The sequence below is a fragment of the Mesobacillus zeae genome (assembly GCF_003570705.1).
In the GTDB taxonomy this organism is placed as follows: domain Bacteria; phylum Bacillota; class Bacilli; order Bacillales; family Cytobacillaceae; genus Mesobacillus_C; species Mesobacillus_C zeae.
Genome location: NZ_QWVT01000018.1, coordinates 15,936 through 28,217, shown reverse-complemented (window position 1 = coordinate 28,217; position 12,282 = coordinate 15,936). Strand labels below are relative to the sequence as shown.

Genomic DNA, 12,282 nt, shown 5'->3' with positions numbered 1-12,282 from the left:
GGAGGATCCTTATGGAAACGCAGGAACAGATTACAGCCCAGGAGTCCGATAAAAAGCCGAAAAAACAAAAAAATGAAAGGTTTAACTGGTGGCAAGCATCACTTATCCTCATCGGGACATTGGCCATCTGCCTTTCTGCAGGATATTACATCAGCGAACGATTCCTATGGGACAAGAATGAATCCGCCAAGCTTAATGAGCGGCTGGACTACTATAAGGAAGAAGTAAACCAGAAGCCCAATTCTCCTGAAAGCAGGGTTCAGCTTGGATACACTTATTTCCTGAAAGGCGACGATGATGAAGCGATTAAGCAATATAAAACAGCCATCACTCTCGATAAAAAATTCTTCGATGCCTATCTGAATTTAAGCATTGTCTACGACAAACAAAACAAAACGGACAAAGCATTACAGCAGGCGGTAAAAGCAACCGATCTGTCTCCTCTCGACTATAAAGGGCACTTAATGAAGGGCAAAAGCTACCGGAAACTAAAAATGTACAAAGAATCGGAAGAGGCTTTGGAAGAAGCGTACCGCTTAAAAGCAGGGAACGTTGATACATTGTATGAAATCGGTATGGTCGCAGAAGCCCAGGGCGATAAAAAAGAAGCGGAAGCGATCTATAAAGAAGCTCTATCATTTGATCCGCTCTACAAGCCAGCCATCAAGGCCCTAGATCGATTATCAACAAAGTAATACACACACGAACGATTGAAAGGAGACAAACTCCATGAAAAAGAAAAACGTTTATAGGTGGATGGCTGCGATTGCAGTGTTAACGGTTATCCTGTTTGCCATTATTTATTATTTTAATCTCCAAAACAAAGCAAATCGAGTAACGGACATTGGACAGGATGGCCCGCCTACCTTCAGCCATTTCATTCAGGGCGATTTCAAGACGCCTCTGGAAAAGCCAATGGATGTGGCAAAAATTGGTGAATACATTTACGTAACAGATACGAATCATAAGCAGGTCCAGGTCTTTGATTCATCAAGCACCCCAATCTTCAAGTTCGGCAAAGAAGGAGAAGGCAACGGAGAGTTTAAATTCCCTTATGGCATTGCAGGAGATGAGAAAGGGAACGTCTACGTCGCTGACTTGTACAATGGGAAAATATCGATTTTTAACCCAAAAGGCAAGTTCATTCGGAATTTTGAAGAGAAAGGAAGCAAATCACCTTCTATTAAAAGTCCGGCCGGGCTTCGGATCAACCACAATAAACTGTATGTTACAGATGTCCAAAACGCTAAAGTACTGGTCTTTACCCTTGACGGCAAAAAGCAGATGGAGATTTCAGCAGGTAAAAACAAAGAGGATGTTTTGAACGCTCCAAATGCGGTAGCCATAGATGATGATAATAATATTTACGTAGCAGATTCCGGGAACCAGCGGATGGTTGTTTACGATAAAAAAGGTAAGTTCAAGCAAGTGATCAATGGAACGAAAAACGGCAAAGGGGAATCTGTACTCGTTAATCCGCGTGGTCTGGCAGTAAATGCCAAGGGAACGATTTTCTTGGTCGATAATATGACACATTATGTTTACGGTTTTGACAGCAAAGGTGAAAAGGTCTATCAATTTGGCGGGCTTGGAAGCGAAAACGAACAATTTTTCCTCCCTAATGGATTGTTTGTTGATGAAAAAAGCCAGCTTTATATCACGGATACCTTCAATCAGCGCGTAGCAGTTTACTATTAAAACTATCATTTTTCCTTAAGGGAGGTGATGCCCGAAAGAGCCATAATCGTTTTAGACGGGAGAATCTTATAGAGAGAAAAAGTATTTTACAAGGGAGGTTTGCAGAACATGAGTAAGTTCAAATTAAGCTTCTCACTAATTTTGGCCGTTCTTTTAGTGGGAATGCTGGGGACGGCTGCATTCGCAAAGGATGCGTACGGACTGAAAGCCTACCGTATTGCTGGTACCAATACGATAAAGGTAGACTTCAACGGGACAGCTGATGACACTCCGTCCACGACTGCATTTACCATCACAGTCAACAACCCGGATAATACAGTATTGGAAACAAAAGACATTACAATCGGTGCTGACCGGACAGCGTCATACACCACTCCAGATCTGGAGATAGGCAAAATATATACCGTTCTATTGGCACGCCAGTCTGCACCGACAACGTTTGTGTCCGGCGCCACGATTACCATTTCGGACGCATTTAACGTTGAGTTTAAACCGTTATCACCAGAACAGCTGAAAACAACAAAAATAAATGCGAACGAAACTGGTTTCAACGTATTGAAGAAGAACAGAACCGGACACAAAACTCACGGTTCGTACCAAAACAACACTAACTCCTGTGCAAGCTGTCACCAAACGCATACCGCGGAAGGCGACTACCTTTTGTTCAAGGATGGAACATACAATACATGCGCAGCCTGCCATGATGGCACAATGGGAGCTAAGGGTGTGTTTGGTGCCCCTACCAACGCTGGTACTTTCGGCGGTTCCCATGACGGAAACATGTCCATCCATATGTCTGATGGATCCGTATCTGTACAGGCAGCGCCTGGCGGAAATAAAGCCGCTGGAACCGGCTCATGGACAGAAGATTTCACATGCGCCAGCTGTCACGAACCGCACGGATCGCCAGGCAGCAAACTGCTGAAAGTCAACCCGCTTGGACTTGGCGGCGTTAAACCATCTGACGATCCAGCTGGCAAGAAGTTTGTCGGCGTCCCAGTGAAAGACACTGTCCCTGCAACGAAGGAAGCAAATATCATCCTCTCCAAGTATACAGTAACAGCGGATGATATCGGTACTGACCCGGCTAAAGCCAAACCTGGCTATAAAACGGCTGGGCTTACTGAAGGCACTGTGATTCTGCAAACATACAAATGGAATCCAGGAGCCAACCATGGTGCGGGCGGTTATAGTGCCGACTACTCACTATGGCTTCAGGAAAAAGGCTGGCCATATAAAGCGAATACTGTAATAAAAGATTCTGCAGGAACGGATATCACCAGTCAGTTTAACGTCGCCTGGCTGGACGGTTTCATTTCTGAAAAATCGGGTGGTAAGACGATTGCCGATGTTGCAACAGCGGATATTTCGCAGGGTATCGCTGTAACAGTAAAGTCAAACCCAGAATCTCTGTATAACAACTACTCAGCAGATTATGTTATGGATAGCGGCGTCCAAATGAGCAACTTTTGCTCTTCCTGCCATGCAGACTATCTATCAGGAACGTATAAAAACTCGGATACTGGTGTTTACACAACTGCACACCGTCACCAGACCAATACGGATATGCTGACATGCTCACGCTGTCACTTTGCGCATGGTACTGATGCAACCATCATGAAAGATGCCAGCAATAAAGGTGTAGCTGAGCTGACAGCAGCTGGAGGTAAATTCGATCCTGTCAATTTTGCCGGTGATACTAACGCAGCTAAAGCCGCAGCGATTGAATATCTGAAAGATCCTAACCCTTCTTCCGCACTGAAGAAGCACACAGGTATGTCAGTATGTTATTCCTGCCACGGTTCGGGCGTTTCATTCATCAATGATCCTAAGTCCGAAAGACCTTAAGTCCGTGAGCACAGCTAAAAATAAAAAAACTATCAAATAGCGCCACTATTTGATAGTCCATAAGAAAAATGTTTCTATGAGCAAGGTGACAATTTAACGTTGTTACCTTGCTTTATTATTATTCTTCCAGCCCCTTATAATGTCAATAATTATATGATTTCTCCTTGTTTATGCCTATTTTCGCGTTGCTATAATAGATACATAGATAATAATTCCAATTACGGAAAAGGGTTGAACGTCTTGAAAAAACTGAACTCATTACAATCCATATTATCGCCGCTAAGTGCTGTTTTTCTTATTTTTTTCGGTTCTGTTCTCCTGCCTTTTCCTTCTGATACAGCCCTTTCACTCACCAATAATAGTACAGATCCCCTGCAGACTGAAGAGGAACAAACAAACATCGAAGAAAATGCCGTAACAGGCTCCGACTCAGAACCATCATCCAATACTGAAGAAACGCAGCAGGAGCCCAGCAACACAGTACCTGATGGACCGCCAAATGCTCCGGAATCCAGTGATGCAGTAATTGACAATACAGAAAATAGATCAAGTGGAACAGAGGAACCACTACAGCAAGCTGTGCCTCTTCCAGCATTAACCGCATCCGTTGCAAGACCCTTTGTGACTGATATCAAAATGATCCTGCCTGGTGAGAGTCCTATATCCATAGAAGCCGAAGACATGAACGGCTTGCCTGTAAATCCAAAAATCCAAGTAATGATCAATTCTGAAAGTTTTTTAAAAAATGTAGACCTCATCATCAATTCTTCAAAAGGACAGCTCATACATGCAGTGGCTGGCACACCAAATATTGAAGGAAATCTATATACCTATACTTTTATGCTGGACCCGTTAGATTATGGCACGACTTATTTTGTATATATAAGCTCCTATATTACCGACCAGGAAAACGACTTTATTTATCCTAAGTTCTTTACGTTTTCGACAGCAAGAGAATCTACAAAGGAAATAGAAGAAAACCAACTGACGGCAAATCCGCATGGTTCTTATATGTCCAACACGAATATTTGCGCCAATTGCCACAATACCCATATGACCCGTGCCCCAGAGGAAAGTATGTATGGCGGTGAGCAGCCGAAGCCTGCTGAGGGAAAGACTTATACAAAAATCACCTACAATACCGGAAACTATTGCATGTCCTGCCATGATGGAACGATGGGGATCAACCAGCCGGAAAACTTGGATAATGAGCATACGCATTTTTCCTATGACAAAGAGGTTAATTCATGTACGAGCTGCCATAATCCGCATCTGACACGGACTGAGAAAAATCCAAATTTATTGAAGGACCATTATGTGTTTGACCATAACACTTCGGATAAGCCTGCCTTACAAGGAATCGGCATTCAGGATAGCGATATTCAATTATGCGAGACATGCCATGACCCCATGAATGAGAAAATCAATGTAAAAACAGCTGCAACAAACAAAGGAAATCATTATGACAAGAACCTTTGGAAACTGGAGGCTCTCGGCGGGGACAATAAGCCTCTATGCTTTACATGCCATAACGGAAGCAAAGATCCGGGAAAGCTGGTCGATATTGAAAAGTATTACGACAAGGATCCTGCCAAGATCAACTCCGGCCACTATATAACAGCTGGCGACGGCAGCAAAGGCTACTTGCCATGCGCAGATTGCCATGAAACACATGGCTCGAAAAACATCAAACAGCTGAGGACGAAGCTGGGAAATGCCCCTGTATCTGATGCTGATCAATTCACTACCTCTGGGCAGACCTGGACGGTTCAGGATGAACGGACATTCTGTTTAAAATGCCATAACGGTACAAAAGATTTTTACGGAAAGCAGCCTTCATTAAAAACAACCGACAGCCTGGGAGCAAACATTGCAGGGCATCAGGAAAGCGATAGTGCAGCTTGCTCATCCTGCCATGCTGACAGCTATGATACTTCCGACTTAAGCAAAGGGTTTCTCGAAGCGGCCCACAGCCCTAAAAGATAAAGCAATAGCAGAAGCACCTCCCTCCGGAAGGTGCTTCTGCTATTAGATTTCCCGTCCCGTAAATGATAACCCCCCGCAGCCTTCAGCAGCTGCGGGGGGGGGTTTGGCGTTATAATAATGTGCTTACTGTGCTTCAATCAAGCCATAACGGCCGTCTTTACGCTTGTAGACGACGTTGGTGTGATTTGTGTCAGCGTTATGGAAAACGTAGAAGCTGTGGCCAAGCATGTTCATTTGGAGGATCGCTTCCTCGCTGTCCATCGGCTTCAGGTCAAAGCGCTTTGTACGGACAAGCTCAAGCTCTTCTTCTTCCTCAAACGGAACAGCTTCAGTGAAGATTGGTGCCGTTTCCTTAATGCTGTCGCTGGCCCGGAATTTGCGGTTTACTTTTGTTTTATGCTTGCGGATCTGCCGCTCTAATTTATCTGTAATCAGGTCGATCGCCGCATACATGTCTTCGTGGATTTCTTCGGCCCGGAGGACGAGGTTTTTCATTGGAATCGTAATTTCCACTTTAGATTTTTTATCCTGATAAACTTTCAGGTTTACGTTCACGCTTGCATTTGGCGTTTCTGTGAAATAACGCTCCAGTTTGGCAACTTTCTTTTCGATATACTCTCGAATTGCCGGAGTTACCTCAATGTTTTCACCACGAATGTTGTAATTCATAAGCGAACTCCTCCTTTAATCTTACTATGTATTTATATTTCTATTTTACCCTAAAGAACTCCTGCAAAAACAGGGAAAAGATTTGACGAATTATTGAAGTTTTTCATTGTCGGGATAGTATTAATGCTGTAGGGTGTTATCAAAAAATAGCAAAAACCGCCGAACTCACGGCGGTTTTCGTCGAAAAATGGCGCATCCTACTTCCTCTGATCATAAAACATGCCATCAATAGACATATTTTGATAGGGGTTCACATACTTCATATTCGATTCCTTTTTCTCATTGAGACCCTTAAGATCACGCTGGATGCCTGCCAATTCCGAAGACAAGAGCTTTGTCAGCTTTTGATCAAGAGAGATTAGCTGCTGCCCAAGTATTTGCTCTTTCTCTGTGTAAGGAGGCACCATTGCAGCCATAAGCCCTTCACGCTTTTCAAGGAGCATTTCGACTGCACTAATTTTTTCATCACGGTCAATTTCTCCGCTTTCAAGAAGATCAACCATCGAAGCAGTATGCGCGTAAAACGTTTCTACAGCACTCATTATGCTCGTCCACCCTGCCCATATTGCTTCTGACGGTTCAGCTGGATCACTTGCTTCCATGTGTCACGGAAGTCTGCAGCAAGGCCCCCCACTTCGTCCAGGATCGCCGGGTCATTCTTAATGTTGGCTTCGATCAGGCGACGATTCATATAATCATAAAGCGACAATATATCTTTTGAGACCTCGATATCCTGGTTTAAGGTTACCATAAGCTCACCAATAATTTTTTGAGCCTTTTGGATATTTGTATTTTTTTCTTCAATATTTTTATTTTCAATGGCACTCTTTGCCAAACGAATGAACTTGATGATTCCGTTATAAAGCATAAGAGTCAATTCACCTGGGGATGCGGTCGTCACGGAATTCTGCTGGTAAGACTGGTAGGGATTTTTGATTGCCATTTTTTGTTCTCCTTTTTCGCTTACTGACCGCCGAACTGCTGCATCAGGTAAGCAGATTGGCTGTTTGATTTCTGAATGGCTTTTTCCATTGCAGTAAACTGGCGCCAATACCGATCTTCGACTTGCTTCATCCTTGTCTCAAAACGGCCAATTTGACTATCTACATTTTCAATCTGTCTGCCAAGAGCAAACTGCTTGTTGGTGGAAAATGAATTTCCCGCACGCTGCTTTAACTTATCCATTGTTTCATTGACAGAGTTATATAAGCGGTGGGCAATCCCTTGTGAAGAGGAAGTAGCTCCTTCGCCCCGGAAAAGATTTTCCACGGACTCTGGATTTTCTTCAATCGCTTTTTTGAGCTTTGCTTCATCGATTTCAAGCTTTCCGCCTTCGAGATAATTCGCACTGGTCTTGATGCCAATGCTGGTAAGCTGTTTCATCATTGGATCAACGCCCGCGTTCTCAACAGGTGCGTAAAAATCACTGCGCATCTTGCTTAGAGCTCCTGTCAGGATAGGGTCGCGTTTTAAAAGTCCGCTCTTGGCTTTTTCTTCCCATTGCTCCTGCTGTTTTTCAGAAAGGCTTTCGCGCTGCTCATCCGTCAGTGGTTGATAGGATTTGTATTTCTCCTCGGATGTTTTTTTGCCAATTTTATCAATGAGCTCATTATACTTATCAACAAATGCCTTAATATTATCATATACCTGGTTCGCATCGTTGCTGACATTCAAAGAAACGGCATTTCCGTCATTGAAGGTTTGTTTTAGAGTGAACGTAACCCCGCTCATTTCAAAAGTGTTGGAAGAGCGCTCTGTCTCAAGGCCGTTAATGGTGAAAATGGCGTTTTGCCCGCCTGTTTCAGCCTGCCCTCCAAATTTCAACACATTGTTGACGAAACTTCCAGATGTAACAATTTCATTCCCGCTGGTGTTAAAATCACCTGTTTCTTTCCGGGTCAATGTCACCTGATCTGTAAAGCTGTCATAAAACATTGTTACACCTGCACCCGAGCTGTTAACATGGGACATGACCTGATTGAGTGATTCTGATCCCTGGACACCAAAGTTTTCTGTGACCAAGCCTTTAGAAGTATGGGAGGCAACGGAAAATGTAAAATAGTTCTGGGTGTAATCCGCTTTAATCGCCGCTCCCGTCTCCATCGCAGAATCCAGAGTAACCTTGCCTGTCGTCGTGTCGACGCTTCCTACCTTTTCACCGGCATCATTTTTCAGCTCTTTAACGGCGCCTGCAGCTGTGGGATCCATCGTAAGAGTAGCAGCGCCAACCGTAAGCGTAAGTCCATTCACAGAACCTTTGGCAAGCTGGATCACTGTCTGTCCCTCAGCAGCTGTGCTGCTTTCGATTTTTTTATCCGCAAAGTAATCAACATTAATGGTTGCACCGCTTGCAGGGGCTGTTTTAAATGTCAGCGTCCCATCGGCTGCTGCAAGAACCTGATTATCGGCAAGTCCTTCAGGCGGTGTCACGGAAACTACCTGGAACGCTTTCCCGTTAACTTTGACGTTCATCGACTCAATATCCTTGAGCGACACCGTATCGTCCAGTTTCAGCTTGATCGGTCCATCAGCTACTTTAATTGTCTGAGACTCAACACTGCCGGAAGCCCAGTTAAAGTCAGCTGAGCCGAAACTGTTCTTGGCTTCATATAGACTGCTGCTTATGTTCACCTTTTCCGTTGATGAAGCAGATATGCCTCCACCGTTCTTCAGGACAGCCGAGGTGGCAAGCTGTGTCACTTTATCGATTGAATAAGAAGCTGTTGATGCGGCGCTACTAGCCGTTGCTGTAACCCTATCCGAATACGTTGAACTGACTGTCCTAGCACGGTACTTTGTGGAAAGCTTCATGCTTGTCAGCTCAGACCTGAAATTAAGCAACTGGCTGTTCATCGCGCGATAATCATCCCGCTGCCATTCAATCACTTGTTTCTTTTGTTTCAGTTTATTAAGCGGAATCCGCTCGGCCTTCATCATGTCGCCAACGATTTGGTCAATATCCATCCCGCTGGCCAATCCGCCAACTCGTACCATATGAAACCACCCTTAAATTTTTTTATCAACCATAAGTCCTAGAAACTCCGTCATCGCAGCATAAATATCAAGCATTTTCTTAGGTGGAATCTCGCGCACCACTTCATCCGTCTCAGTATCAACAACCGTTACATAATACTCGTGCAGCTTCTCATGAAATTCAAACCTGATTGAAGTGAGGGAAGCCTGGACAAAATCATTCAAACCCTCAACAATTTCTTCAACCTTTTCTCTAGGAAGCATCCCTTCCTGCGCCCGCTCATCTTGTGGCAGGCCACTATAAATTTCTTCAATCTTGCCTGAATGCATTCCAATGCTTTCTGAAATTCTATGCTGTGAGGAAATAATATTGTTAGCTGAAAGTTTGTCTATCATCGTAGTTTCCCCCGTATATTATCTATAGTTATTATATCGGTATCTTCTTTTTGTTCTTTAGTATTTTTTAACAGGTTAAAATATGCTGTAAAGAAACATTCCATGCTCTTCCGTACAAATGAACGATTAAAAAAAGTGGTACAGTATTGAAAATATATTTCTATCACCCAGCCAGTTCACTTAAACAGAAAACACCTGATCAGGTTCTTTAATAAGTACACAAAAAAGAGGCATGCCCCCCTTCTTTGGGCAGCCCGCCTGATTCCAAACGATAAGCGCAAAAGTCATTAGCTACGTTAGCAAAAACATCAGTTGACCTTTGTTTAATCATTTCTTTAGCTATCATAATTGAACTTTTTATCTATCCGAAATCTGGAGATACCAAGCCGTTTTAAGTCAATGAACGGTGCATCACCCTCAGATATCAGCTTCAATTTAAAAAATTAATTTTTCACCAAAATAGACATATAGCCAAGGCTTACCATTCCATTTTCTTTTAGCAATCCCATTATCTTTTCAAAATACGTAGGATTATGTTCGAAAGCCTTGGACATAGATTGAAGTAATTTAATGACGAGATCGAGTGTTAACCCTTCGTATTGGTTTGCCATCCCCACTAGATGCAGCTTGATTAAAGAATAATGTAAAATCATCCTTGTATAACTTTCGAATGGAGTCACACAATCGATTGGCATACAATTTTTAAACACATAATTTACTAAATAGTTTTCAAGGATATACTCGTATTCCTGTATGAATGGTAAATAATGTTTTGCATAAGAATATTCGTAAGCTTCTTTTATTTCCTTATCTGTTGAATTTGTCTCTATTTTTAAACCTTGCATCATATCCCTTGAACATTCCAAATATCTTGAAGAAGCGATTCCATCACCAAGACGAAGGACAACTAATTCCCTGCAAATCTGAAGTTGCAAATCGAGGCGGTTGGAAATATCATCAAACGCTCCCTTGAATGTATCATCTTCCACACTTTGCAAATATTCCCCCAATAAATCAGGAATCCTGCTTAAATTATTGCTGGTTATACATTCTTCTAATTCATTATAAAACATTCCCAAAATAAGCAGACGCTCTGCAAGGGGATAATTCCTATTTTGCAAGATTAGAATCGTTATATATCGATATTCATCCAGACAGTCCTTCCAATGCGTAATTGTTTCCTTGCTGGTATTAACCACACTGGAAAGTCCCCTAATCGATACCGCTTCTTGACCCTGTATGAAATTAATTCCGTTTTCATTCAGCAATACTAGCCTTGCAGCCTCAGGACAGGAGACTGTTAAAGACTGCTCAATCACATGATTAATTTTATTCATTCTTCTTGGATATATTGCACATGTATTACATAAGTAATCTTCGCCTAATTGTGATTGAATATCACACCAGCCTTCTTCACTTAAAAAGGAGCATCTTCCTTTTTCCATATTCATTTTCGCTGCGTTGTTCTTATTTGGATTGGACCGGTTTCGAATTATGTTTTTTTCTAACCTGGACTTTATTTCATGCCTTTTTACTTTTTTATATTTTTTATACGCTTCTTCATCAATAATTACTCTCCATCCTGAACAGCACGTGTCTTCACATGCTGCACCGATGCAATTAAACTGCTTAATATATTCTGGAATCAGCATTTCAACTAATCTCGTTGTCATTGATCTTTCTCCTTAATGAAGTGTAATTTTTCCAAAGAGAAAACTAATGATTTGTTGTCTCTTTGGAAAAATCAACTTACAAAAAAATAAAAGGGAATGAAAGATTCATTCCCTTTTAACTTTTATTAACGAAGCAGTTGAAGCACGCCTTGAGGTGCTTGGTTAGCTTGTGCAAGCATAGCTTGAGCTGCTTGAGAAAGGATGCTGTTTTTTGTTTGCTCCATCATCTCTTTCGCCATGTCCACATCACGAACACGAGACTCAGCAGCAGTCAGGTTTTCAGAAGAAGTGCTCAGGTTGTTAATAGTATGCTCTAAACGGTTTTGAGCTGCACCAAGGTAGCTTCGGCCTGAAGAAACTGAAGCAATTTGAGTGTCAAGAGCGTCAATTGCTGTTTCAGCAGCTGCTTGGGTTGAAATATCCGCAGTACCTAGAGCAGTATTTACAGCAGTCAAATCAACGCCTGCAGTATCTAATTTAAGATCGAAAACTTGGTCTTTATTGGCGCCAATGTGAAGTTTAATCACACCTGAAGTACCTGCAGTTTTATCTAACAGGTTCATTGTGTTGAATTGAGTTGTATCAGTAATGCGCTTAACTTCTGTTGTCAATTGAAGGAACTCATCTTTTAATGCTGTGCGGTCTGCAGCCACGTTAGTGTCAGAAGCTGATTGTACAGCAAGCTCTCTTTGGCGTTGAAGAATAGAATGAACTTCGTTCAAAGCGCCTTCAGCAGTTTGAATCAAAGAAATACCATCTTGTGAGTTTTTAGCAGCCATGTCCAAGCCACGAATTTGACCACGCATTTTTTCAGAGATAGCAAGACCAGCTGCGTCATCTCCAGCACGGTTGATGCGAAGACCTGAAGCTAATTTCTCCATTGATTTTGCTTGTGCGTTGTTTGCGCTACCAAGCTGACGATGTGTGTTCAGTGCTGCGATGTTGTGATTGATTCTCATGATTTGTTTTCCTCCTTGAATTAGGTTGTCCACATCCATGTGGACAATGGTTTATTTGCTTGGGTGAGCCGGTCGGCCGC

The 12,282-nt window shown here is 42.6% G+C and carries 11 protein-coding genes; 4 read left to right on the top strand and 7 right to left on the bottom strand.

Features of this window, described 5'->3' with window-relative positions:
• Nucleotides 1-11 precede the first annotated feature (11 nt).
• From D1970_RS11060 to D1970_RS11045, 4 genes are all read left to right on the top strand, one after another.
• Nucleotides 12-695, top strand: coding sequence for a tetratricopeptide repeat protein (locus D1970_RS11060; RefSeq protein WP_119112932.1), 684 nt, complete (start codon nt 12-14; stop codon nt 693-695).
• Between the two features lie 34 nt (nt 696-729).
• Nucleotides 730-1,698 (top strand): 6-bladed beta-propeller, encoded by a 969-nt coding sequence (locus D1970_RS11055; RefSeq protein WP_119112931.1) that lies wholly within the window; start codon nt 730-732, stop codon nt 1,696-1,698.
• Nucleotides 1,699-1,806: 108 nt separating this feature from the next.
• The gene (locus tag D1970_RS11050) at nt 1,807-3,546 is read left to right on the top strand and encodes a cytochrome c3 family protein (protein ID WP_119112930.1); all 1,740 of its coding nucleotides are present in this window, start codon (nt 1,807-1,809) and stop codon (nt 3,544-3,546) included.
• A 240-nt stretch (nt 3,547-3,786) separates the two neighbouring features.
• Nucleotides 3,787-5,532, top strand: a complete 1,746-nt coding sequence (locus D1970_RS11045) for a cytochrome c3 family protein (protein ID WP_181213353.1) — start codon at nt 3,787-3,789, stop codon at nt 5,530-5,532.
• Between the two features lie 123 nt (nt 5,533-5,655).
• On the opposite strand, the gene hpf is transcribed toward D1970_RS11045, so the two are convergent.
• The 7 genes from hpf to D1970_RS11010 form a co-directional block, all read right to left on the bottom strand.
• On the bottom strand, nt 5,656-6,201 hold the full coding sequence (gene hpf / locus D1970_RS11040; protein WP_119112928.1) for a ribosome hibernation-promoting factor, HPF/YfiA family: 546 nt from the start codon (nt 6,199-6,201) through the stop codon (nt 5,656-5,658).
• Nucleotides 6,202-6,398: 197 nt separating this feature from the next.
• Nucleotides 6,399-6,743, bottom strand: a complete 345-nt coding sequence (gene fliT, locus D1970_RS11035; RefSeq protein ID WP_119112927.1) for a flagellar protein FliT — start codon at nt 6,741-6,743, stop codon at nt 6,399-6,401.
• Entirely contained in the window at nt 6,743-7,144 is a 402-nt protein-coding gene (gene fliS, locus D1970_RS11030; protein ID WP_119112926.1) for a flagellar export chaperone FliS, read from the bottom strand. The genes fliT and fliS overlap by 1 nt, the downstream gene beginning before the upstream one ends.
• Before the next feature lie 20 nt (nt 7,145-7,164).
• Entirely contained in the window at nt 7,165-9,195 is a 2,031-nt protein-coding gene (fliD, locus tag D1970_RS11025) for a flagellar filament capping protein FliD (RefSeq protein ID WP_119112925.1), read from the bottom strand.
• A 12-nt stretch (nt 9,196-9,207) separates the two neighbouring features.
• A complete protein-coding gene (gene flaG, locus D1970_RS11020; RefSeq protein WP_119112924.1) occupies nt 9,208-9,570 on the bottom strand; it encodes a flagellar protein FlaG in 363 nt (120 codons plus the stop codon).
• Between the two features lie 443 nt (nt 9,571-10,013).
• Nucleotides 10,014-11,243, bottom strand: coding sequence for a flagellin lysine-N-methylase (fliB, locus tag D1970_RS11015; RefSeq protein WP_119112923.1), 1,230 nt, complete (start codon nt 11,241-11,243; stop codon nt 10,014-10,016).
• Nucleotides 11,244-11,368: 125 nt separating this feature from the next.
• Complete coding sequence (locus tag D1970_RS11010) at nt 11,369-12,202, bottom strand: flagellin N-terminal helical domain-containing protein (protein ID WP_119112922.1); 834 nt, start codon at nt 12,200-12,202, stop codon at nt 11,369-11,371.
• Nucleotides 12,203-12,282: the final 80 nt, after the last annotated feature.